This window comes from Mesorhizobium sp. WSM4822, assembly GCF_055811155.1.
In genome coordinates this window covers 1-22,071 of record NZ_JBVVQM010000014.1, presented here as the reverse complement: position 1 = coordinate 22,071, position 22,071 = coordinate 1, and the positions used below count along the sequence as shown (strand labels likewise).

28 protein-coding genes and 1 pseudogene are annotated in these 22,071 nt (G+C 63.2%); 14 read left to right on the top strand and 15 right to left on the bottom strand.

The window, feature by feature from the left end; genetic code table 11:
• Positions 1–13 precede the first annotated feature (13 nt).
• The 3 genes from AC0L3E_RS27355 to AC0L3E_RS27345 form a co-directional block, all read right to left on the bottom strand.
• The gene (locus AC0L3E_RS27355; RefSeq protein ID WP_127381244.1) at positions 14–193 is read right to left on the bottom strand and encodes a hypothetical protein; all 180 of its coding nucleotides are present in this window, start codon (positions 191–193) and stop codon (positions 14–16) included.
• A 115-nt stretch (positions 194–308) separates the two neighbouring features.
• A complete protein-coding gene (locus tag AC0L3E_RS27350) occupies positions 309–1,547 on the bottom strand; it encodes an FAD-dependent monooxygenase (protein WP_473606060.1) in 1,239 nt (412 codons plus the stop codon).
• 19 nt (positions 1,548–1,566) lie between these two features.
• Complete coding sequence (locus tag AC0L3E_RS27345) at positions 1,567–1,812, bottom strand: zinc-finger domain-containing protein (protein ID WP_473606059.1); 246 nt, start codon at positions 1,810–1,812, stop codon at positions 1,567–1,569.
• A gap of 213 nt (positions 1,813–2,025) precedes the next feature.
• On the opposite strand from AC0L3E_RS27345, the gene AC0L3E_RS27340 reads away from it, so the two are divergent.
• Positions 2,026–4,227 (top strand): RNA degradosome polyphosphate kinase, encoded by a 2,202-nt coding sequence (locus AC0L3E_RS27340; protein WP_127270759.1) that lies wholly within the window; start codon positions 2,026–2,028, stop codon positions 4,225–4,227.
• The gene (ppx, locus tag AC0L3E_RS27335; RefSeq protein WP_127270757.1) at positions 4,227–5,762 is read left to right on the top strand and encodes an exopolyphosphatase; all 1,536 of its coding nucleotides are present in this window, start codon (positions 4,227–4,229) and stop codon (positions 5,760–5,762) included. Before AC0L3E_RS27340 ends, ppx begins: the two co-directional genes overlap by 1 nt.
• Positions 5,763–6,000: 238 nt before the next feature.
• Here the strand turns inward: ppx and AC0L3E_RS27330 are convergent, their stop codons facing one another.
• From AC0L3E_RS27330 to betI, 4 genes are all read right to left on the bottom strand, one after another.
• Positions 6,001–6,417 carry a DoxX family protein gene (locus AC0L3E_RS27330; protein ID WP_473606057.1) on the bottom strand — a complete coding sequence of 139 codons (417 nt, stop codon included), beginning with the start codon at positions 6,415–6,417 and terminating at the stop codon, positions 6,001–6,003.
• 151 nt (positions 6,418–6,568) lie between these two features.
• Positions 6,569–6,988: a DoxX family protein gene (locus tag AC0L3E_RS27325; RefSeq protein ID WP_127332224.1), complete on the bottom strand. Its 420-nt coding sequence runs from the start codon at positions 6,986–6,988 to the stop codon at positions 6,569–6,571.
• Positions 6,989–7,222: 234 nt separating this feature from the next.
• Positions 7,223–8,620: a class II fumarate hydratase gene (gene fumC / locus AC0L3E_RS27320; RefSeq protein ID WP_473606055.1), complete on the bottom strand. Its 1,398-nt coding sequence runs from the start codon at positions 8,618–8,620 to the stop codon at positions 7,223–7,225.
• Positions 8,621–9,105: 485 nt separating this feature from the next.
• The gene (gene betI, locus AC0L3E_RS27315) at positions 9,106–9,744 is read right to left on the bottom strand and encodes a choline-binding transcriptional repressor BetI (protein WP_473606054.1); all 639 of its coding nucleotides are present in this window, start codon (positions 9,742–9,744) and stop codon (positions 9,106–9,108) included.
• A gap of 83 nt (positions 9,745–9,827) precedes the next feature.
• Between betI and choX the strand changes: the two genes are divergently transcribed.
• Together choX and AC0L3E_RS27305 are read left to right on the top strand one after the other, a co-directional pair.
• Positions 9,828–10,766, top strand: a complete 939-nt coding sequence (gene choX, locus AC0L3E_RS27310) for a choline ABC transporter substrate-binding protein (RefSeq protein ID WP_473606053.1) — start codon at positions 9,828–9,830, stop codon at positions 10,764–10,766.
• A gap of 8 nt (positions 10,767–10,774) precedes the next feature.
• Complete coding sequence (locus tag AC0L3E_RS27305; RefSeq protein ID WP_473606052.1) at positions 10,775–11,587, top strand: alpha/beta fold hydrolase; 813 nt, start codon at positions 10,775–10,777, stop codon at positions 11,585–11,587.
• On the opposite strand, the gene AC0L3E_RS27300 is transcribed toward AC0L3E_RS27305, so the two are convergent.
• A complete protein-coding gene (locus AC0L3E_RS27300) occupies positions 11,584–12,363 on the bottom strand; it encodes an NIPSNAP family protein (RefSeq protein ID WP_473606051.1) in 780 nt (259 codons plus the stop codon). The genes AC0L3E_RS27305 and AC0L3E_RS27300 overlap by 4 nt on opposite strands.
• A 96-nt stretch (positions 12,364–12,459) precedes the next feature.
• On the opposite strand from AC0L3E_RS27300, the gene AC0L3E_RS27295 reads away from it, so the two are divergent.
• Positions 12,460–13,140, top strand: a complete 681-nt coding sequence (locus AC0L3E_RS27295; RefSeq protein WP_127811409.1) for a TetR/AcrR family transcriptional regulator — start codon at positions 12,460–12,462, stop codon at positions 13,138–13,140.
• A gap of 64 nt (positions 13,141–13,204) precedes the next feature.
• Here the strand turns inward: AC0L3E_RS27295 and AC0L3E_RS27290 are convergent, their stop codons facing one another.
• A complete protein-coding gene (locus AC0L3E_RS27290) occupies positions 13,205–13,798 on the bottom strand; it encodes a hypothetical protein (RefSeq protein ID WP_473606050.1) in 594 nt (197 codons plus the stop codon).
• A gap of 110 nt (positions 13,799–13,908) precedes the next feature.
• Here AC0L3E_RS27290 and AC0L3E_RS27285 point away from each other — a divergent pair, with 110 nt between their 5' ends.
• Positions 13,909–15,039, top strand: coding sequence for a metallophosphoesterase (locus AC0L3E_RS27285; RefSeq protein WP_473606134.1), 1,131 nt, complete (start codon positions 13,909–13,911; stop codon positions 15,037–15,039).
• Positions 15,040–15,097: 58 nt separating this feature from the next.
• Here the strand turns inward: AC0L3E_RS27285 and AC0L3E_RS27280 are convergent, their stop codons facing one another.
• Positions 15,098–15,277 carry a CsbD family protein gene (locus AC0L3E_RS27280; protein ID WP_473606049.1) on the bottom strand — a complete coding sequence of 60 codons (180 nt, stop codon included), beginning with the start codon at positions 15,275–15,277 and terminating at the stop codon, positions 15,098–15,100.
• Positions 15,278–15,473: 196 nt separating this feature from the next.
• On the opposite strand from AC0L3E_RS27280, the gene AC0L3E_RS27275 reads away from it, so the two are divergent.
• From AC0L3E_RS27275 to AC0L3E_RS27245, 7 genes are all read left to right on the top strand, one after another.
• Entirely contained in the window at positions 15,474–16,127 is a 654-nt protein-coding gene (locus tag AC0L3E_RS27275) for a glutathione S-transferase family protein (RefSeq protein WP_473606048.1), read from the top strand.
• 425 nt (positions 16,128–16,552) lie between these two features.
• A complete protein-coding gene (locus AC0L3E_RS27270) occupies positions 16,553–16,762 on the top strand; it encodes a cold-shock protein (protein ID WP_010915421.1) in 210 nt (69 codons plus the stop codon).
• A gap of 362 nt (positions 16,763–17,124) precedes the next feature.
• Positions 17,125–17,352 (top strand): hypothetical protein, encoded by a 228-nt coding sequence (locus tag AC0L3E_RS27265; protein ID WP_013532399.1) that lies wholly within the window; start codon positions 17,125–17,127, stop codon positions 17,350–17,352.
• Complete coding sequence (locus AC0L3E_RS27260) at positions 17,352–17,759, top strand: hypothetical protein (RefSeq protein WP_013532398.1); 408 nt, start codon at positions 17,352–17,354, stop codon at positions 17,757–17,759. The genes AC0L3E_RS27265 and AC0L3E_RS27260 overlap by 1 nt, the downstream gene beginning before the upstream one ends.
• 1 nt (position 17,760) lies before the next feature.
• Complete coding sequence (locus tag AC0L3E_RS27255; RefSeq protein ID WP_127319514.1) at positions 17,761–17,928, top strand: hypothetical protein; 168 nt, start codon at positions 17,761–17,763, stop codon at positions 17,926–17,928.
• Between the two features lie 55 nt (positions 17,929–17,983).
• A complete protein-coding gene (locus AC0L3E_RS27250; protein WP_164781670.1) occupies positions 17,984–18,304 on the top strand; it encodes a YkgJ family cysteine cluster protein in 321 nt (106 codons plus the stop codon).
• An 81-nt stretch (positions 18,305–18,385) separates the two neighbouring features.
• Positions 18,386–18,997, top strand: coding sequence for a LysE family translocator (locus AC0L3E_RS27245; RefSeq protein WP_127270585.1), 612 nt, complete (start codon positions 18,386–18,388; stop codon positions 18,995–18,997).
• Positions 18,998–19,084: 87 nt separating this feature from the next.
• Here AC0L3E_RS27245 and AC0L3E_RS27240 read toward each other — a convergent pair.
• The 4 genes and pseudogenes from AC0L3E_RS27240 to AC0L3E_RS27225 form a co-directional block, all read right to left on the bottom strand.
• Positions 19,085–19,470, bottom strand: a pseudogene (locus tag AC0L3E_RS27240) (nuclear transport factor 2 family protein).
• A gap of 16 nt (positions 19,471–19,486) precedes the next feature.
• Positions 19,487–19,933, bottom strand: coding sequence for an OsmC family protein (locus tag AC0L3E_RS27235; protein WP_127319522.1), 447 nt, complete (start codon positions 19,931–19,933; stop codon positions 19,487–19,489).
• 33 nt (positions 19,934–19,966) lie between these two features.
• Positions 19,967–20,341, bottom strand: coding sequence for a zinc-binding dehydrogenase (locus tag AC0L3E_RS27230; RefSeq protein ID WP_473606046.1), 375 nt, complete (start codon positions 20,339–20,341; stop codon positions 19,967–19,969).
• Positions 20,248–20,973 (bottom strand): zinc-dependent alcohol dehydrogenase family protein, encoded by a 726-nt coding sequence (locus AC0L3E_RS27225; RefSeq protein ID WP_473606045.1) that lies wholly within the window; start codon positions 20,971–20,973, stop codon positions 20,248–20,250. Before AC0L3E_RS27225 ends, AC0L3E_RS27230 begins: the two co-directional genes overlap by 94 nt.
• A 102-nt stretch (positions 20,974–21,075) precedes the next feature.
• Here AC0L3E_RS27225 and AC0L3E_RS27220 point away from each other — a divergent pair, with 102 nt between their 5' ends.
• Positions 21,076–21,684, top strand: a complete 609-nt coding sequence (locus AC0L3E_RS27220; RefSeq protein ID WP_128290248.1) for a TetR/AcrR family transcriptional regulator — start codon at positions 21,076–21,078, stop codon at positions 21,682–21,684.
• Between the two features lie 150 nt (positions 21,685–21,834).
• Here AC0L3E_RS27220 and AC0L3E_RS27215 read toward each other — a convergent pair.
• Positions 21,835–22,071, bottom strand: a 237-nt coding sequence (locus tag AC0L3E_RS27215) for a TCP-1/cpn60 chaperonin family protein (RefSeq protein WP_473606044.1), incomplete at its 5' end; no start/stop codon positions are given.

Genomic DNA, 22,071 nt, shown 5'->3' with positions numbered 1-22,071 from the left:
GCGCGCGCCGACTTCAGTCCGCTGTGTGCCGACGGATCGCCCTCCGCCAGAACTCTTCGGTCAGCTCAGGAATATCGCTTGTATCGACATCGCTCTCGGGTCGCGCCTTCAAGGCTGCGATCTCCGCTTTCTGACGCTCTGTTAGTGGAGGCGGATTTGCCGGGTCGAACTTGTACCGGATGAATTTGGCCATAGTTCTATTTCTACTCGGCGTAGACGCTGCTGTCGAACGCCAACGGCGCCTTCCTTCACCCCCCTCTGTCCTGCGGGACAGAGCGGGGTGCTGTCCCGCCAACCTTTCGCATGTTTCAGCTTTCGTCAGCCTCAACTGCTCGCCAGCCGTAGAGCCAGTCCAGATCCGCCGCGAGTTTTTCCGACGAGCGCACCTTCAGGAACACATTGCGCGCAATCGCCACCGGACCCGAGGCATGCCAGGCCAGCCGGTTGACAGCGCCGCGTCGGGCGACCTGCGCGACACGCGGTCGCCGTGACTGTTCCCAGGTCGCAGGTGCGGCCAGGGGGTCGGCAGGGAAGTCGGCGATGATGTCGGCAAGCGTCGCAGCATCCTCGATCGCCATCGCCGCGCCTTGCGCCGCGAACGGCGTCATCGCATGCGCGGCATCGCCGATCAGCGCCATGTTGCCGGTCGTCCAAGGTTGTTTGCTGTCGACCGTATGGATCGGCCACGCCGTCCACGGGCCGGCTTGTTCGACCAGACGGGCAAGTCCTGCCGCGGTGCCGCGCAGGGCATGGGTCAGGATCCCGGCGTCGGCATTGCCGGACCAGCCCTCGGCAATACGGTCGCCCTTGGTGAAGGCAGCGAGATTGAAGGCCGCACCCTTGCTGACGGGATAGGCCACCATATGGAAGCCGGGATGCAGGAAGGTGGTGACGCAATTGGTTACACCGATCGCGGCAAAGGCTTGTCCGGCAGCGCTTTCGGCGGCAATGGTCGCGCGCCAGGCCAGCTCGCCGGAAAAATGGCTTGTCGGCAAGGCCGCCCTTTTGGACGAATCGACAAGTGCGCGCACCGACGACCAGACACCATCGGCTCCGATCAGCAGGAAGCCCTCAGCCTTGATGGTTTTGCCGTCGATCTCGGCCGTCGCGGTGATGCCATGGGGGCCGGTGGCAGCGCTGCTGACGCGGGCGCCGGTGGTAAAATGGATATCCGGTATCTCGGAAACCCGTGCCATCAGCGCGCTCTGCAGATCAGCCCTGTGAGCGACGAGATAGGGCGCCTGCCAGCGCGCTTCGGCGGCTTGCCCCAGCGGCACCCGCGCCAGTTCGCGCAAGGTCGCGGCCTCCTTCAACACCACGGCTTCCGGCCGCACCGCTGCCGGCAGCAGCTTGTCGAGTACGCCAAGCTGGCGAAGGATACGTGTCGCGTTGGGAGAGAGCTGGATGCCGGCGCCGGCAGCTTCCAGGCGCTGCGCCTGTTCGAACACCCGAACAGGGTAGCCGCGTTCGGCGAATGCAAGCGCTGCGGTCAATCCGGCGACACCCGCCCCGGCGATGACAATTTGCCGGGATCGCGTGTCGGTCATCGGGCTGGTCGCGAAAGACTCAGGCGGCCTGATCGATGTAGATGCAGCCGGCCGGCAGCGTATCGGTCGCCTTCAGCTTCGGAGAATAGCGGTAGAGCGTCGAGCAATAGGGGCAGACTTTTTCGTTGTCGTCGCCCATGTCCAGAAACACATGCGGGTGGTCGAAAGGCGGATTGGCGCCCGTGCACATGAATTCCTTCACGCCGATGTCGATTGCCTGATAGCCCGCATCGTTCTGAAAATGGGGAATGGAACCGCCTGCCATCGTCGTCTCCTTAACGCAGTCTCGTCTGCATCTGGATCATATCAGGGCTCTTTGCAAGTTCGATGAAATGAAACTGTCGCAAAAGCCTGTCAGAGGATAAGTTAAGCCGATTAACCCATGACCTGACCCGAAAACCAATTTCGGTTTTCGGGAGGGACCATGGGGTCGCTATAAAGACGGCTAACCGGCTGACGGTGTGGAAGAGCGGGAATCATGAACGAACTGAAGCCGGTGCAGAACGAATTCGTGGATGTCGAGGTGGCTCGTCCGGAGGGCGGCAATCCGGACCGGTTTGTCAACCGCGAGTTTTCCTGGCTGCAGTTCAACCGGCGCGTTCTCGAGGAATCGCTGAACCTCAACCATCCGCTGCTGGAGCGCGTCCGCTTCCTGTCGATCTCGGCCGCCAACCTCGACGAGTTCTTCATGGTCCGTGTTGCCGGTCTTGCCGGCCAGGTGCGCGAGGGCATCACGCTGAAGAGCCCTGACGGACGCACCCCCGAACAGCAGCTCGAACAGCTGCTGCGTGAGGTCGAGCGGCTGCAGGAAGACCAGCAGAAGAGCCTTTCGGCGCTCACCGTGCTGCTCAACAAGGAAGGCATCGAGAGCATCACCCGCGATGCGCTGACCAAGGACGAGAAAATCTGGCTGGAAGACCATTTCCAGGAGCAGGTGTTCCCGGTGCTCACCCCGCTGTCGATCGATCCGGCGCACCCGTTCCCGTTCATCCCCAATCTCGGCTTCTCGATGGCCCTGCAATTGCGCCATCGCAAGAATGGTGAGGAGATGAGCGCGCTGCTGCGCCTGCCGGTGGCGCTGAAGCGCTTCATCCGCCTGCCGGACCGCAAGCATCATGTCCGCTTCATCCCGCTGGAAGAGGCGGTCGGCCTCTATATCGGCAAGCTCTTCCCCGGCTATGAGGTCAAGGGCTCCGGCACGTTTCGCATCATTCGCGATAGCGATATCGAGGTCGAGGAGGAGTCCGAGGACCTGGTTCGCCTGTTCGAAACGGCGCTGAAGCGGCGGCGGCGGGGTTCGGTGATCCGCATCGAATTCGACAGGCTGATGCCTGGCGAATTGCGCGACTTCGTAGCAGGCGAGCTTGGCGTGTCGTCGAGCCGCATCAGCGTGCTCACCGGGCCGCTGGCGCTCAGCCAGATTTCCGAGATCGTCGCCGTCCCTCGCGACGACCTGAAATTCATGCCCTACAATCCGCGTTTTCCCGAGCGTATCCGCGAGCATGGCGGCGATTGTTTCGCCGCCATCCGCGAGAAGGACATCGTCGTCCATCACCCCTACGAATCGTTTGACGTCGTGGTGCAGTTCCTGCGCCAGGCGATGGCCGATCCGGAAGTGGTGGCGATCAAGCAGACGCTTTACCGCACCTCCAATGACAGCCCGATCGTGCGTGCGCTGGTCGACGCGGCCGAGGCCGGCAAGTCGGTCACCGCGCTGGTCGAGCTCAAGGCGCGTTTCGACGAAGAAGCCAACATTCGCTGGGCGCGCGATCTGGAGCGTGCCGGCGTGCAGGTCGTGTTCGGCTTTCTCGAGCTAAAAACCCATTCGAAAATGTCGCTGGTGGTGCGGCGCGAGGACGGCAAGCTGCGCAACTACGTGCACCTCGGCACCGGCAACTACCATCCGGTAACGGCGCGCATCTACACCGACCTGTCCTTCTTCACCACCGATCCGACGATCGCCCGCGATGTCGCCCAGCTGTTCAATTTCATCACCGGCTATGCCGAGCCGACAGACGAAATGCGGCTTGCGATCTCGCCGTTCACGCTGAGAAGCCGTATCCTGAAGCACATTGCCGACGAGATTGCCTACGCGGTGCAGGGGAAACCGGCGCGCATCTGGATGAAGATGAACGCACTCGTCGATCCGATTATCATCGACGCGCTCTACGATGCCAGCCGGGCCGGCGTCGAGGTCGACCTGGTCGTGCGCGGCATCTGCTGCCTGAGGCCGCAGGTTCCGGGCCTGTCGGAAAACATCCGCGTAAAATCGATCGTCGGCCGTTTTCTCGAGCACAGCCGCATCTATTGTTTCGGCAACGGTCACGGCCTGCCGTCGGACGAGGCGATCGTCTACATCTCCTCGGCCGATCTGATGCCGCGCAATCTCGACCGCCGCGTCGAAACCATGGTGCCGATCACGAATCCAACTGTGCACGAACAGATCCTTGGCCAGATCATGCTGGGCAACATCATGGACAATCAGCAAAGTTTCGACGTATTGGCTGATGGAACCTCCCGGCGCGTCGTGCTGGAGGAGGGCGAGGAACCGTTCAACGCGCAGGAATATTTCATGACCAATCCGAGCCTGTCGGGACGGGGTGACGCGCTGAAGTCGCATGCGCCCAAGCGCATTGCGCAGTTCAAGCGCCGCAAGAAGAACGCTGCAGCGTCCGGCTGATGCTGTCTGATTCCCAGGGCCGGCTGCAGGACCGCCGACCGCTGTCCATCATCGACATCGGATCGAACTCGATCCGCCTCGTCGTCTATGAGGGGCTGGCGCGCTCGCCGACCATGCTGTTCAACGAAAAGATGCTGGCCGGTCTCGGCCGGGGCATCGTTTCGACCGGCAAGCTCGACCCCGAGGCGGTGACGCGCTCGATGGAAGAGTTCCGTCGCTTTCGCGCGCTTTCCGACCAGGCCGGCGCCGAGCAGATGTATGTGCTGGCCACCGCCGCGGCCCGCGAGGCGGTCAATGGCCCTGATTTCATCCACCGCGCCGAGGAGGTGCTGAAGACCGAGATCCGTGTCATCAGCGGCCGTCAGGAAGCGTATTATTCGGCGCTCGGCGTCATTTCCGGCTTCCATCCGGCCGACGGCATCGCCGGCGATCTGGGCGGCGGCAGCCTCGAACTGGTCGACGTCGCCGGCGAAGCGATCGGCGACGGCATCACACTGCCGCTGGGCGGCTTGCGCCTGCAGGACATGGCGAAGAACTCGCTGACCCAGGCGGCGAAGATCGCGCGTGACGAACTGGCGAAGGCCAAGCTGCTGAAAGGCGGGCAGGGCAGGCCTTTCTACGCCGTCGGCGGCACCTGGCGAAATCTCGCCCGGCTGCACATGGAAATGACCAACTATCCGCTTGGCGTCATGCACCATTACGAGATCTCGGCCGAAAGCGCGGCGAATTTCCTCAAGCAGGTGGCCAAAGCCGAGATCGAGAAGGTCAAGGGCATCGAAGGCGTTTCCAAGAACCGCCGTTCGCTGCTGCCCTATGGCGCCGTCGTGCTGCAGGAGATCATGGCGGCGATGCAGCCGTCGAAGATCATCGTCTCGGCGCTCGGCGTGCGCGAAGGCTTTCTCTATTCGCTGCTCGACGAAGCGGAGCAGAAGGCCGATCCGCTGATTTCGGCCTCGGAGGAGCTTGCACGCCTGCGCTCGCGCTCCGTCACCCATGCGCATGAACTTGTCGACTGGACCGCCAAAACCTTTGCCGCCTTCGGCATCGACGAGACCGAGGACGAGGCGCGCTACCGCCACGCGGCCGCATTGCTGGCCGATATCGGCTGGCGCGCGCACCCCGAATATCGCGGCAAGCAATCGCTCAACATCATCGCGCACGCCTCCTTCTTCGGCGTCGACCATCCCGGCCGTGCTTTCCTGGCCATGGCCAACGCCTATCGTCACGACGGCATCTTCAACGAAGCCATCGCCCCCGAGATCAAGGCGCTGGCGCCGCCGCGTTATCTGGAGCGGGCGCGCGTGCTCGCCGCGATGATGCGCGTCGTCTACCTGCTGACGGCGTCGATGCCCGGCATCATGCCCAGGCTGAAATGGGAACAGCGCGCCAACGGCGTGCTGGCGCTGGTCTTGCCGGCATCGCTGGCCGATCTCTATGGCGAGCGGCCGGCCGGGCGCCTGGCGCAACTGGCAAGGATAACCAACCGCCGCCTGGTGCTGGCTGTTGAGGGCGGGCCCAGCATGTCGGTGAAATAGGGCGTGTCGGTCAAGTAGGCGTTACGCCGAACCACTCCCGTCGACGCAGGGCTATGGACTCTTGCGAAGAGGACCCCCACCCTAGCCTCCCCACAAGGGGGAGGGAACGCTGCCGTGTGCCTCTAATTCTTCTTTGGCGCCGAAAAGACAGGCGATTCGCGTGGGTCGGCGCCAACGGAAGTCTCCCTCCCCCTTGTGGGGAGGGGTTAGGGGTGGGGGTCCGTGCCGGGCAGACATCTCAGGAATTCCATATGCGATAGCCCCGCCCGTCGACCGACCAGGCTCCCGCACCGGCCATGGCCAGCGCAACAAACCCGCCTGATATCGCAATGTCCTTCATCAGCATCTGCTGGTGCAGGAAGGCGAGCATTGCGTCGCCGCCGCCCTGGCCGTAATGGCCGATGAAGCCGGCGGCAATGCAGAAGGCGGCAAGCAGCAGCGCCGCGATCCGGGTCTGGAAACCGACCAGGACGAGCAGCCCGGCGATCAGTTCGAACAGTCCCGTGCCCCAGGCAGCAAGTGTCGGCAGCGGCAGGCCGAGGCTGGCAAAATAGCTTGTGGTGCCGGCTATGTCGCTCAATGCATGGATACCGGAGGGCACGAACAGGGCGGCGAGCAGCAGCCGGGAGAGCAGGAGCAGCGCGTTGCGGGGCATGTTCACCTCCCTTATCGGCCGCAGGCCGGCCTCCCGATAACCCGATCCTATCAGAAACTCCGGCCGACAGATCGGCGGGCATGTACCAACAACGAAAAAGCGGCGCGGAAAATTCCGCGCCGCTTTTTGTCGGCTATTGCCGGTTCTTGGCTCAGCCGCGCTTGGCGTCGATCGAATAGGCGCCGGCGCCCGAGGAAGCCAGCACGAGGAAGCCGCCCGCAATCGCGAGGTTCTTGAGAAACTGGATCATTTGCATCTGGTCGGCCCAACCGGTGTGGGCGACCAAGCCGGTAGCGACGGTGAAGATCGCCAGCACCCAGGCAACAATCCGGGTCTTGAAGCCGACGAGGATGGCGAGGCCGCCGAGAAGCTCGATCAGGCCGACGACAATGGCCGTTACGGTCGGCAAGGGCAGGCCGAGGGCACCGAAATAGCCGGCCGTGCCGGCGATGGCGGTCAGCTTGCCGAAGCCTGAAAGCAGGAAGATGACGGCAAGCAGGACGCGGCCGAGGAGGATGGTGGTCGAGGCATTGGATGCGCCGGAACCGGCGACTGAAGTGTTGATGGACATGGTGGCTCTCCGGGATGGGTTGATACCGGGGAGATAGAGCAAGCCGACTGTTCACCAAAGCCACCAGACTGGCGACACATTGTTCACAGTACTTACGTTTCCGTGATCGGGCGGCCTGCGAAAAATTTGCTTCGCGTCACGTCGTGACGAGAGTAAATTCTCCCGTCACGAAACACCCGGCTTTTGGTTGACGCATTCCGGACCGAAAACCGCAAGACACTTTCCTGGAATTGACTACCCCGGATGTGTCATGTCCTCCGGCCGCACCAGCCGGTCGTAATCGGCTTCGCTGACCAGCCCGGTTGCAAGCGCTTCCTCGCGCAGCGTGGTGCCCTTCTTGTGCGCGGTCTTGGCGATCTTGGCGGCATTGTCGTAGCCGATGGTCGGCGCCAGTGCCGTCACCAGCATCAGCGATCGGTCGAGTGCCGCCTTGATGTTGTCTTCGCGCGCCTCGATGCCGACGACGCAATTGTCGGTGAAGGAGACAGAGGCGTCGGCGAGCAGCTGCACCGACTGCAGGAAATTATAGGCCATCAGCGGGTTGTAGACGTTGAGCTCGAAATGGCCCTGACTGCCCGCGAAGGTGAGCGCCGCATTATTGCCGAACACCTGCACGCAGACCTGCGTCAGCGCCTCGCATTGGGTCGGGTTGACCTTGCCCGGCATGATCGACGAGCCCGGCTCGTTTTCCGGCAGCGACAGCTCACCGAGGCCCGAACGCGGGCCGGAACCGAGGAAACGGATGTCGTTGGCGATCTTGAACAATGCGGCGGCCGCCGCATTGATGGCGCCGTGCGAAAACACCATGGAATCATGGGCCGCCAGCGCCTCGAACTTGTTCGGCGCGGTGACGAAGGCGATGCCGGTAATGGTGGCGATGCGATCCGCCACCCGTTCGGCGAAGCCGACCGGTGCGTTGAGGCCGGTGCCGACGGCAGTGCCGCCCTGCGCCAGTTCCTGCAGGCCGGGCAATGTCAGCTCGATGCGCTTGATCGACGAGGCGACCTGCGCCGCATAGCCCGAAAATTCCTGGCCAAGCGTTAGCGGGGTGGCGTCCTGTGTGTGCGTGCGGCCGATCTTGATGATGTGATTGAACTCTCTGCTCTTGGCGGCGAGCGCCTTGTGCAGGTGCTTCAGCGCCGGCAACAGATCGTGCACGATGCGTTCGGCGCAGGCGATGTGCATGGCCGTCGGATAGGTGTCGTTCGACGACTGGCTCATATTGACGTGATCGTTGGGATGCACCGGCTTCTTGGAGCCCATGACGCCACCCAGCATCTCGATCGCCCGGTTGGAGATCACCTCATTGGCGTTCATGTTGGACTGTGTGCCCGAGCCGGTCTGCCAGACCACCAGCGGGAAATGGTCGTCGAGCTTGCCGTCGATGACCTCTTGCGCCGCCTCGACAATGGTCTTGCCGATCGAAGGATCAAGGCGTTTGAGCTCCATATTGGCCTCGGCCGCCGCCCGCTTGACGATGCCCAGCGCGCGCACGATCGAGGCCGGCTGCTTCTCCCAGCCGATCTTGAAATTGCCAAGGGAACGCTGCGCCTGCGCGCCCCAGTACCGGTCGGCGGCGACTTCGATGGGACCGAACGTGTCGGTTTCGGTTCTGGTCTTTGCAGCGGTCACAGGTCTCTCCTTGTCGAAGTCGGCAACGGCGTATCGCGTTGCACAAACGGCTTCAAGCGGAGATTGCGGAGGGGATTGATGCAAATCGGTTGAAGGTGATCTCCCCCCTCGAGGGGGAGATGTCGCCGAAGGCGACAGAGGGGGTCGGTTCGACCGGGCGCGACCTCTTATCGCCGCCGGAAGAGGCTGGCGCTCCACGCCTGCTGCCGTCTCCCCTCAAAGGCAGGGATTCTTGCGAAGGAGGACCCCCACCCTAACCCTCCCCACAAGGGGGAGGGAACGCTGCCGCGCGCCTTTGCAATTCTTCTTCGGCGCCGAAAAGACAGGCGATTTGCCTAGGTAAGCGCCGACGGAGATCTCCCTCCCCCTTGTGGGGGTCCGAAGGACGGGCGAGACCCGCGGCTCGCCCCGGCAAGTTAGGGGTGGGGGTTCGTGCCGGGCAGACATCTCAGGAATACCATATTCGATAGGCCAGCCGAGGCCGGTTACGCGCCGGTGGTCGCAAGCTCCCGCAGGGCCAGCCGGCCCGCGACATAGTTCTTGACCTGGCGGACGGCCTGTTCGCGCGAGACGCTGCCCGGCTGCAGGCCGAGCCGCAGCCAAAGCCCGTCGATCAAAGCAGTGACGCCAAGCGCGATGTCGTCGGCATCTCCAGGCGAGGCGAGGCCGTGCAGGCCCGACAACAGGTTCGAGCGCATGCGCGCATGGATCACCCGCTGGATACGGGCCATCTTCTCGTCGCGCGGCACCTCGGCGCAGAGCGACAGCCAGGCATGGCACAGAGGCGGCTGGAACAGATGCTCCTCGAAATTGCCCTCGATCACCGCATCCATGCGCTCCATCGGCGTACGCGCCCGGCGAAGCCGCGCGATCACCGCCTGGCACAGGACGGCATTGGCTTCGCGCATCGCGTGCTCGAACAGTTCCTGCTTGTTGCGGAAATAGTGCAGCACGATGCCTTTGGAGGCGCCGGCCTGCGCCGCCACTTTTTCCAGGGTCGCGCCGGCAATGCCTTCGCGCTCCAGAACCACGAAGGCCGCCTGCCGAAGCTCCTTGCGGCGTATCTCACTGAGACGCTTGAGTTTCACGGGATCGGTCCATGCATCGCGAATCCACGTTGACATTTTCGTCCGCTCAGATCAAGAATTGACCCGTGGGACAATAAAAAGACCAATTGGTCAATTTGACGACAATGAGGAGAACCGAAATGTTGCGCATCCTTGCAAACGGCGTCTGTTTGGCCGCCCTCATGTTGGCCTCTCATGCGGCTCAGGCGGCCGAGGGCCAAGAGTGCAGGACGGTCCGCATGGCCGAACCCGGCTGGAACGACCTTGCCTTCACCACGGGGGTCGCCAACGTCCTGTTGGAGGCGCTCGGCTACCAGCCCCAAAGCCAGGTGCTCGGCATAAATGTCATCTACGAGGGCATGAAGAACAGGGACCTCGACCTGTTCCTGGGCTACTGGGATCCGGCCATGGTCACCTATTACGAGCCCTACAAGAAGGACGGCTCGGTCGAAAACGTGCGCGTCAATCTCGTGGGCGCCAAATACACCTTCGCCGTTCCGACCTACGCCTGGGATGCCGGCGTCAAGGACATTTCCGACCTGCACAAATTCGCCGACAAGTTCGGCAAGAAAATGTACGGCATCGAGCCCGGTTCAAACCAGTTGATGATGGACGCCATCGCCGATCCCGCCTTTGGCCTGGACGGCTGGCAAGTGGTCGAGTCCAGCGAAGCCGGCATGCTTTCCGAGGTCGGCTACGAGATCAAGGAAAAGCAGTTCATCGTCTTTCAGGGCTGGGCGCCGCATCCGATGAACACGATGTACGACTTCAAGTACCTGACCGGCGGCGACAAGTTCTTCGGCCCGAATTTCGGCGCCGCGACGGTGACGACGCAGGTGCGCAAGGGCTATCTCGAGCAATGCCCGAACGTCGCGCAATTCCTCAGGAATCTCGCCTTCGACATCGATTTCGAGAATGTCGGCATGGGCTATCTGATCAATGACGGCATGAAGCCGGAGGACGGCGCGCTGAAGGCAATCACGGCCAACAAAAGCCGCCTCGACGCCTGGCTCGCCGGCGTCACCACCTTCGACGGCCAACCCGGCCTCGCCGCCGTCAAGGAAAAGCTCGGTCTGTGAGAGCGGCGGTGCTTGATGCTTTGCCGGAGCAGGGCGCCTGGGCCGGCCGCAAGCAATTCGTCACTGTCGGCGATCTCGACATCGCCTATGTCGAGGTATCAGGCGCCGAGCCGGCACTGCTGTTGGTGCACGGCTTCACCGACACCAGCCGCAGTTTTTCGCTTCTGGCGCCATATCTGGCCGGCCGTCGTCTGATCATGCCGGATCTGCGCGGCCACGGCGCCTCGCAGGCTGGCAAGAACTGCGGCATCGCCGATCTTGCCGATGATATCGCCGGGCTGATCCAGAGTTTACAACTCGACCGACCGGTCGTCGTCGGCCATTCGCTGGGCGCCATGGTGGCTGTCGCTTTGGCTGCGGGGCACAAGGAGTTGATCGGCGGGCTGGTGGTCCTGGCCGGCACGTTGAAGCCCGATTTCGCGCCGGGTCATCCGCTGGTGGTGAGCGTTGAGGCCCTGCGCGACCCGATATCGCCGGCCGATCCGTTCTATGTCTGGTGGCATGCCTGTCGTCCCGACGTGCCAGCAGCCTTTCTCGCCGGCTTGGCGCAAGAGGCCTCGGCGATGCCGACCCCGCGCTGGCGCGCGATTCTCGAGGAAATCCGCCGCGCCGACCTGACCGATGCTGCACGAGCCGTGCAAGCCCGGACGCTGATCATCGCCGGCGCCTGCGACCCGCTGTTCGGCGAGGCGCACCAGCAGGCGTTGCAATCCGCCCTTGCCGGAGCCGTCTTCGTTCGGGCCGAGAGCTGTGGCCACAACCCGCATTGGGAAGACCCGGTCCTTGTCGCAAAGGCGATCATCGAGGCATTTGAAGTCTAACGCCCGACCAATGATTGCGATGTGGGCGACAGCCGCAAAGTCTCCGTTTGTTTGGTCAGGCCGAGCTGCGCGGCCTGCCAAAAATCCCGCCATGCCGGAGAAGCGGCTAGGGCGGCCTGGTGGCGGGCATGCGCCTCGGTGCTGGCAAAACCCATGACGCTGATGAAGACGTTTTCATCAGCCCGTACCGGCAGGCGCGGAAAACTGTTCTCGGCATGCTCGGTAACGAAGGCGGCGAGCAGGCGTGCGTCGGCCGTCATCAGGCACGCCGTCTCAGTCTCGAAGCGAGTGGCGAAATCTGCCTCCGTGCCGGGCTGCAAATGATGAATCTCGATGACAGCGATGCCGGTCAGCGGTTTGTTTTGACTAGGCTTTTTATCGTCGGCCAGGCTTGGCCGCTGCTTACCCGCGAGGTCGAAGCCGGCGGCGGGCCACGCCGGCTTCAGCAGCAGCACATCGTCGGAATCGATCATCGTTGCGTTGGCCGCATGGCTGTGCGCCGCCCAGACCGGCCCGCCATAAAAAGCGGCGAGAGCATTTTTCCGCGCATCCATGCCGTCGAAGCCGCGCATCCAGACGAACATGTCAGGCCGATCGAGGTCCCGGAACTGGCCGATGATGGTCATGCCGGCGTCCTCCTGGCCCTCGATCAATTTGCCGTCGAAGATGCCGATGAGCGTGTCGCGCCGACCAGGCTTCAGCGTGTATTGCCGAAGCTCGACGACAGGCGAAGCGAGCGCTGAGGGTTTCGTCGCGACGTTCTGGGGCAGGTTCATCCGACATTCTCCAAAACAGGGTGATCGTCCTGTTTTGTAAAACAGACCGGTTGTCCTGTTTTGTCAACATGCTAAAGTTCGGCAATGTCAGCAGAGATGACCGTCCAGCCAAAACCGCGCCCGGGAAAACGCACCAACGACCCTGAAGGCATGCGCAAGAAAGTGCTCGATGTCGCCGAGGACGCCTTCCAGGCGCGTGGCTATCACGCCTCCAGCATCGGCGATCTGATGGCGGCGGCTGATGTCAGCGGCGGCGCGCTGCATCACCACTTCCCGACCAAGAAGGCGCTGGCGCTGGCTGTGATCGACGAGCGTGTGGCGGCAGCGGTCGAAGAGACATGGATCGCCCCGGTGCTGGCGGCGGCATCGGCGCGCGAGGGCGTGCGCTCGGTGTTCGAGGCCGTGGCGGCGGAACTGGAGCAGCAGGGTTTCGTGCGCGGCTGCCCGCTCAACAATCTGGCGCACGAACTGTCGCTTGCCGATCCCGATTTCCGCATTGCCCTTTCCGGTATCTTTGCCGGGTGGCGGCGCGCGATTGCCGACAAGGTGCGTGCCGACCAGCAGGCGGGCAAGGATGGGGGCACGGACCCCGAACGCTTCGCCGCGCTGACAGTCGCCGCCTATTCCGGGGCGATGTCGATGGCCAAGACGGCGCAGGATGCCGGTGTGCTGCGGGATTGCCTGGCGGGGCTGGAGCGCAGCGCGCCGTCGCCATCGCAGGGCGGATTGGCAGCCAGGCGACGCAACAGGATACTGCCACGGCCGAGAACCTCTTGACTTTGCGGCGCTGCGTTCTTCATCCGATGCCGGGCGAGGTGGGGAACGCCGGGCTCGGGTTCAGCTACTCGGCCAGCGGCTTGATCGTCTCGTAGCCGTTGACGGATTCCGAACCGGTGCCTTCATCGTAGCGCCGCGCGAGCGCGGCTTGCAGATCGGGCGCATAGAGGGCGGTGAATGAATCCAGCGTCTCGCCGGCGCCGTTCTTGAAGGTCTCCTTGACCGCCAGGACATTGTATTTGCAGTCGCCCAGACGGAATGTTTCCTTGCCCTTGACGATCAGGCTCAGCGTCTTGGTGCCCTTCGGCGGCTTGTTCGGCGACAGCTCGACGAACTCTATCGTGGCCTTTGCCCCCGCCTTCAGCGGGAACAGCTTTCGCAGATCGGAAAACGGGATCATCGCCTGGCGGCCGGTGTCGCTGTCGCGAAACACCTCGATCAGGCCGGCGAACAGATATTGGGTCTGGGGCGATTGCGATTCGTAGGTGTTGGCAACCGACATCATCCCGCCGGCCACGGGCCGAAATTCGCTGTGGATGCCGGGTCTCGCCAGAACGAAACCCTTCCTGGCGGACTTGGCATCGACGCAACCGGCGGCATGCGCGGTGCTCGCGCACAGCATCGCGGCCAGGATCATGCAGATAGGTGCGGCTTTCATCTTTCGTCCTCCTCCGCTTGCGCAAGCGAGACATGCCAGACCCGTGGCGTCATGTCGATGATGGCGCAGAGGCGCTGGACGACCGGCCGCTGTCCATGCTGAATCAGCAGATGATGAATCGCCGTTCGACTGGATCGCTTTCCCGACGCAACTTCCTGGTACAGGCTGCGGGATTTGCCGCGGCCGGCGCCTTGCCGCGGCCGGCCTTCGGCCAGACCGGACAACGCGTCCAGTCGATCGACGCCACCTTCCTGTTCATCGCCGATGTCCATGCCTGCCGCATGGCGAGCGGCTTGAGTCCCAACTGCCTGCAGGAAGGCAAGACCGACGCCGCGCTGCTGCGCAACGTGGCGGTGCTGAATGCGCTTGGCGACAAGGACTGGCCGGCCGAGATCAATGGCGTCGCCACCGGCCTGCGTTCCGCCGGCAAGATAGGCACGCCGCTCGGCCTCGTCGTCGGCGGCGACGTCACCGACGATGGCGGCGGCCAGATCACGCAGCCGAGCGAGGGCACCCAACTGCTCCAGTTCAGCCAGCGCTACAGCCAGGGCGTCGGCCCGGATCGCGTGCACATGCCGGTCTATGTCGGGCTCGGCAACCATGATCTCGACCAGAACGGGCCGCCGCACCATGTCGACTGGTACCGGCGCGAACTGCGCGACTATGTCGAGGTCAACCATCGCGCCGGCGTGTTCTTCAAGCCGCCGGTGCCGGCCACCGACTATGATGTCGACACCGACTGCTACTCCTGGGACTGGGGCGGCCTGCATCTGATCCAGACGCATCGTTTCGCCGGCGATACCGGCCACGGCGCCGAGAGCAGCCTGCCATGGCTGAAGCAGGACCTGGCGACCTATGCGGCGGACGGCCGTCCGGTCGTCCTGTTCCAGCATTATGGCTGGGACACTTTTTCGGTGGAACGCTGGGATGCCGCCAAGAGCCACTTCGATGATGACGGCACCGGTGCGCCGCATTGGTGGAGCGAGGCCGACCGGCAGGCGTTGCTGGCGGCGCTGAAGGGCTACAATGTCGTCGGCATTTTCCACGGCCACCAGCACGAAACGCCGCTGATCTATCGCAGGGACGGGATCGACCTGTTCAAGCCGAAGGCTGCCTATATGGGCGGTTTCGCGCTGGCCAAGGTGACCAGCGACGGCATGGACGTGGTGCTGGGCGAGGCGACCGGCGATCATGGCGAGGTTGCCTTCACCAATGCTTTCAGCAAGGGCTGGAGCACATGAAAAAAGGCGGCCTTCGCGGCCGCCTTTCCCTCGACAAACCGCGTTTCTCGATGTCGGATCAGAGCGCCTTCTTGACCTTGTCCTTGACGTCGCCATAGGCCTTCTGCACCTTGCCGGCGATCCTGTCGCCCGTGCCTTCGGCCTGGGTCTGCCTGTTGCCGGTTGCCTTGCCCGCGGCTTCCTTGACCGAGCCCTTGACCTGCTTGGCCGCGCCCGCGACCTGATCCTTGTTCACCATTTTTGCGCATCTCCTGGGGTGTGAATTCGGAGGAATTCATTTGCGGGTAGCTAACGAGCCGGCGTCGGTTAGGTTCCAGGCGTCGCCCGGACGGCAGATCAGGTCGCGCGGCCGCCGCCCGGGGCAAGGTCGGTGGGCTAGGCTGTGAACATGCGTTCGCAATGGGATTATCGAGGCCAGGCGTGCGGGGAGAAAAATGGGAGAATTTACGCTCTATATCGGCAACAAGTGTTTCTCCTCATGGTCGCTGCGGCCATGGCTGGCGATGAGGCATCTGGAGATCCCGTTCGAGGAAGGTTTCGTGCGGCTGCGCACGCCTGAAACCTTTGCCAATCTGGCGAAAGTGTCGCCGACAGGTCAGGTGCCGGTGCTGAATCACAGTGGCAAGATCGTCTGGGAAACCCTTGCCATCCTTGAATATCTCGCCGACCTGTTTCCCGAAAAAAAGCTCTGGCCGGCCGATATCGACGCCCGTGCGCTGGCGCGTTCGGCTGCGACCGAGATGCATTCCGGCTTTCGCGAGGTTCGCTATGGCTGGCCGATGAATTTGCGTCGGCCCAAGGCCCACAAGCCGCTCGACGCCGAGGGCGAGGCGCAACGCGCCCGCATCGAGGCGCTGTGGCGCCAGTGCCGGGAAAAATACGGCAAGGGCGGCCCGTTCCTGTTCGGCCACTTCACCGCGGTCGATGCCATGTATGCGCCTGTCGTCACCCGTTTCGACACCTATGGCGGCACGCTGGCGCCGGATACGCGCGCCTATGTCGACGCCGTGCTGGCAACGCCGGCGATGCGCCACTGGTATGCCGAGGCGGCCAGGGAGACGTGGCCGGAACCCGGTCCGGACGAATAGGATCCAAACGAAAACGCCCCTCGCACCTTTTATCGTGCGGGGGGCGTCTTTGCCATCAACTGTTATTCGATTGCTCTCATGAACTGCTGATGACACCGAATAAATGCGCGTCTGCGCAGATGGTTCCTGGATGCCGGAAAACTTTTCTCAAGTTGGCGCAAGCGCGCTGTTTGGCGTCCGATTTGCCGTCATGCAAGGTGTTTTGGCCAGGTCGTTTGGGAGAATTCCGCAGCTGTGGCTTTATGCAAATTTGACAGCGCGCCAAAAGAAGCCTATAAGCAAATCGTCGATATTTGTTTGACTGACTTTTGTTATCCGCGCTTTCGAGCGCGCCTTTGACGAACTTCCCACATCAAAAATCGGGACAAACGACGTTGTGCATCCGCATGGCGTCGAACGAATATTTGCCATGGAAAGGGTTCGTCATGAGCACCGGCACAGTTAAATGGTTCAACGCCACCAAAGGTTTTGGTTTTATTCAGCCTGACGACGGCTCGGCCGACGTTTTTGTCCACATCTCGGCCGTAGAGCGCGCCGGCATGCGCGACATCGTCGAGGGCCAGAAGCTCGGCTACGAGATGGTCCGCGACAACAAGTCGGGCAAGATGTCCGCCGACCAGTTGAAGGCGGCCTGAAAAAAGAATTCAGCTCTCCCGGTGACCACGGATGTACTGGCACCGGTGAGTGGCGAATTCGGGCGCATGGCCGCGGAGACCTGAGTTTCCACGGCATATCATGCGCATGAGAAGGGCGTTCGTGCATCCCCGGTGCATCCTTTTTGGATGTCATCTGGTTGCGCGGCGCTCCATGAAGGTCAGGCGGTGCCTGGCCTTTTTCATTTTGCGCGCCTTGCCGCCGAAAGTGCGCTGCGCGCCGGCCTGGACGTGCTAAGGGACGCTCCAGCAATTTGAATTCGCCGCGCGTATTGCTTTGTGCGTGATCCTGACCGAAGACCCGGTCTCGCTCCATCGGCACAGGCTCCTGACAGGAGAAAGATTTGACCACCAGTTCAAAGACAACCGTCGATCAGGCCGTGTCCCTGTTCAGCAAGACGCAAACCCAGTCGATGTCGCTCAACCGCATCAATTCCGAGCGCGACGCCGTCAGCGAGGCACGTGAAGCCAAGACCGCGCGTCTGCGCGAATTGCGGCTGGAGAAGGAGGCCGACGAGATGGCCGCCGCCGCCGCGCTAGCCGCTTTGCCGAAGCGGGCCGGAAGACGCTGATGGCCACCAAACGCGTACCGCCAACACCGATCGCCGCCGACGCAACCATTGCCGATATGGTCGAAGGCCTCGACAAGCCGGTCGAATTCGTCCGGCGTGTGCTGGAAAAGCTCGAACGCTGCAAGCGTGCCCACGGTGATGCCCAGGTGCGCGTCGGCGTGCGTGGCCGCGCCGAATGCCCGAACTACCTGATCGAATATGTCCGCGAAGACGCCAAGACCCATGAGCGGGTGACTTATCAGGACGCCGCCTACAGCGGCAGCACGCATCGCGAGCTGGCGGCCCATCACATCGAGGCGGTGAAAAACTGGTCGCCCGAGGAAATGAACATCACGGCCGTTTCGGCGCTGATCGGCCGCCTGCGCAATCCGCGCGCCCCATCATCGCGCTTCGCCGACGAGGACTGACATGGCCATAAAATTCTCCTCCAAGGATCAGACGGCAGCCTCGGGTGCTGCGGCAAAACCGGCCAAGCCGGTTGCCGCGCCGAAAGCCGGCGACGCCACCGAGGCCGCGACCGATCTGTTCAAGTCGCCGGCGGATTCGCCGAAGGGCAAGACGGCTAAGAAGAAATAGCGCCTTGCCGCAAGACGCCGATCAAAACCCCGCCGCGCCGGGGCTGTCCGCCCTAGTGGCCGCCGCAAGCGTTTTGCCGTCGCAACACGGCACTTTCGATTGCCAAAGCTGCGGTGCCTGCTGTTCCTATTCGGCCGAGTGGCCGCGCTTTTCCACCGAGGATGACGCACAGCTCGACCGTATCCCGGAAAAATATGTCGCATCCGACCTGTCAGGCATGCGCTGCGAGGGCGTGCGCTGCTCGGCGCTGTCCGGCGAGATCGGCAAGTCGACCGCTTGCGGCATCTACGACGTCCGGCCGGACGTCTGTCGCGCCTGCATGCCCGGCGACGAGGAGTGCCTGATGGCACGCCAGGCGCTCGGGTTACCGGTGTAGCCAATCTCCAATCGCCTCCGCTTGTGCGCCGACCCGCAGCCCGATACCTTCCTGGTTGGGTAGGGTGCCGGAGGAACCATCGTGAGCATCGAATTTCTGTTGACGTCCCTGATTGTCGTGGCTTCGCCCGGCACCGGCGTTCTCTACACGCTGAGCGCCGGCCTCTCGCGCGGTGCGCGAGCCAGCGTCATCGCCGCCTTCGGCTGCACGCTCGGCATCATCCCGCACATGGCCGCTGCCATCACTGGCCTGGCGGCGCTGCTGCACACCAGTGCGCTCGCCTTCGAGACGCTGAAATATCTCGGCGTCGCCTACCTGCTCTACATGGCCTGGAACACACTCAAGGAAAATGGCGGCCTCAGCGTCGACCAGGATGTGACGCCGCGTTCGGCCGGCAAGGTGATTGCCACCGGCATCCTCGTCAACGTGCTCAATCCGAAACTCTCGATCTTCTTCTTCGCCTTCCTGCCGCAATTCGTCAGCACCACGGAGCCCAACGCGCTGTCGAAGATGCTGGAGCTGAGTTCCGTCTTCATGCTTTTGACCTTCGTGGTTTTCGTCGGCTACGGCATCTTCGCCGCCTCGATCCGCAGCCACGTCGTCTCGCGGCCAATGGTGTTGACCTGGATGCGCCGGACTTTCGCCGGCGCCTTCGTCATGCTTGGCGCGAAGCTGGCGCTGGCGGATCGGTAGAGCCACGGGGAGCGGCTCAGTCTTGCTGATCCGCTCGCCTTGTTGCGCTGTTCCGGGCGATGCCCTTTGGGAAATTGCTCGGGCGCGCTACCCCTTCACATAGCCCATCGCTTCGACGATCCGCCCGTCGGCCACGCGCATGAGGTTGACGCCGCGCAGCGAATTGCCGTCGGCCATGAAATAGCGCCAGCGGATCGTTGCCCGGTCGCCGGCAACGAGGTTTCCTCGACATCGAAGCGCGTGCCGGCCTGGGTTGCTATCGCCGTCCAAAGCCCGACGCACGCCGCTTGACCGGCAAAACGAGCGCCGTCCGGCGCCGGCACGGTGTTCTCGATCACGCAATCCTCAGCCACCAGTTCGGCGAGTGCCGAGGGATCATGGCGTTGGAATACGTCGTTGTAGCGCCGCATGATCTCGGCCGTCTGCTGGGACAGATCGTACGCGGTTGCGTCCATGACAAGCTCCTGTGTCATCTTCTTTCTCCTGGCTTCATTGGCCTTTGGTGGCTTCAACGAGCGTTGCCTTGAGGGTGATCTGAGACACGCCGGCAAGGGCCCGCGAGACGAGGCAGCCTGTCTTGGCGGATTGTGCAAGGCGCTCGAATTCATCTGCGGCGAGTCCTGCGGCCTCCACCTCGGTTTCGAGTTCGATCCGGGTGATCGTCGGCCCGGCCGCGGTCGCGCCGAGATGCACCTTGGCCATCGTGTGGATATTGCGGGCAACATGGCCGGCGCCGCCCAGTATGGCGCTCAGCGCCATCGAGAAGCAGCCTGCATGCGCTGCGGCGATCAGCTCTTCCGGGTTGGTGCCCGGACCGTTCTCGAAACGCGACGGGAAGGAATAGGCGCCTTCGAAGACGCCGCTGCCGAGCCGCAGCCGGCCCGCCCCTTCCTTCAGCGTGCCTTGCCATTTGGCCGAGGCTTCACGAATTGTCATTGTCGTTCTCCCTTGGTTTGAGGACTTGATGGGTCAGGCGCCGTCGATGATCACCTTCCCGAAGACGTCGCCCTGCTGGAAATAGCGGTAGGCATCGCCGGCCTCGGTGAAGGCGAAGACCTTGTCGATGACGGGCCGCAGGCGATGCTGCGAGACGGCGCGCAGCATGGCTTCGAGATTGGTCCGGTTGCCGACGAACAGGCGGCTGATGGTGGCGAGGCTGCGCTGGTAGAGTGCCGCCGGCAGCTGGATCGATCCGCCTTTCGCATCCTGCAGCGTCAAGAGCACGATGTGCCCGTAAAGCGTGCTGGCGATCAGCGACTGGGCGAAGGTCGCCGGGCCACCGGTCTCGACGATGAGATCGATGCCCCCGGTCTGGTCGCGGACGGTCGCACCCCATTGCGGCATATCCGATGTCGAAACCACCAGGTCGGCGCCAGCGCCCGCAGCCTGTCGGCTTTCTCACCGCGCGAGGTGACGGCGGCGACATGGCAGCCGAGCAGCTTGGCGAACTGCAGTGCAAAGAGCGAGACGCCGCCCGAGCCGATGACCAGAACCCATTGGCCGGGCTTCGGAATTCCGGCGCCCGTCACCGCATTCCAGCCGGTCAGGCCGGCACAGGTCAGCGTTGCCGCCTCATGCCAGTCAAGATGATCGGGCAAGCGCACCGCCCATTGTTCGTCGAGAACGGCGTATTCGGTCAGCATGCCATCCAGCGTGCAGCCGAGCTGATCGATGAGTCCGGCATGGATGCGGCCGTCGATCCATCGGGGGAAATAGCTGCCGGTCACGCGGTCGCCGACAGCAAAGCGGGTGACGGTATCGCCGATGGCGACAACGTCACCGGCCCCGTCGCTCAGCGGAACGACGCCTTGGCGCGGCGGCAGCGGATAGGTGCCGTTGAGGATCATCGTATCGCGCCGGTTGAGCGAGGTGGCGCGAACGCGCACCACGATCTCATGCGGCCTCGGCTCCGGCTGCGCCGTGTCGCGCAGCATCAGGGGTTCGGTCCCAGACCCTTCGAGACGGTAGCTCCGCATGTCGTTCCTCTCGAGAAATATATAGACTGATCTACATATTATGTAGACCGATTGTCATATTTTGCGCAAGGCCTATAATGATTCCTGCTGACAGAGGTTGACATGGCCAACGACACCCGCACCCGCATACTCGAGACGACTGGGCTGCTGCTCAGGCAGCGCGGCTATCACGGCACCTCGCTCAACGACATATTGAGCGCCAGCGGCGCACCGCGGGGCTCGCTCTATTTTCATTTTCCCGGCGGCAAGGACCAACTGGTCATCGAGGTGACGCGGGCCAGCGTTGCCGACGTGACGGAGAGGCTGGGCGAAGCGCTGGCTGCCGAAAAGTATCCGGCGGTGGCTGTCCATCATATCTACCAGTCGGTGGGACGCATGCTGGAAGACAACCAGTTTTCGCTCGGCTGTCCGATCGCGCCTGTCGTGCTGGACTCGCCCACTGACGTGCCGGAACTGGCGGAGTTGTGCCGCTCGGCCTTCGAACAGTGGATAGGCCTGCTGCGGGACGCCTTCGTCAGGGCAGGGGTGCCCGAGCGCCGCGCGCATGCATTGGCACTGCTGGTCGAATCGTCGCTGGAGGGGCTGATGGTGATCGCCCGCGCCACCCACGACCGCGCCCCGGTGCAGGCTGTGGCCGATGAGGTCGCAGCGCTGATCGAGCAGGCGGTACTGGCCGGCGAGGTAAAGCAACGCGCGGACGCCGCCGTCTGAGACGCCGACCGCTGCGCAAAAAAAGGGCGGCATCTCTGCCGCCCTTTCCGTATCTGAAGGCTGATGGGGCTGGAATAGAAATCCATGCCGCCACTCAAGCCCGCTTGCGGGCTTGAGCAATGTTAGTTCACGGCGTGCTTTATGGGCTTCTTAGAAATCCATACCGCCCATGCCGCCCATGCCGCCGCCCATGCCGCCAGGCATGCCGCCGCCGCCAGCCGACTCCTTCTTCGGAGCCTCCGCGATCATGGCTTCGGTGGTGACGAGCAGGCCGGCGACCGAGGCCGCGTCCTGAAGAGCCGTACGGACAACCTTGACCGGATCGACGATACCCATGGCGATCATGTCGCCATATTCGCCGGTCTGGGCGTTGTAGCCGAAGGTCGC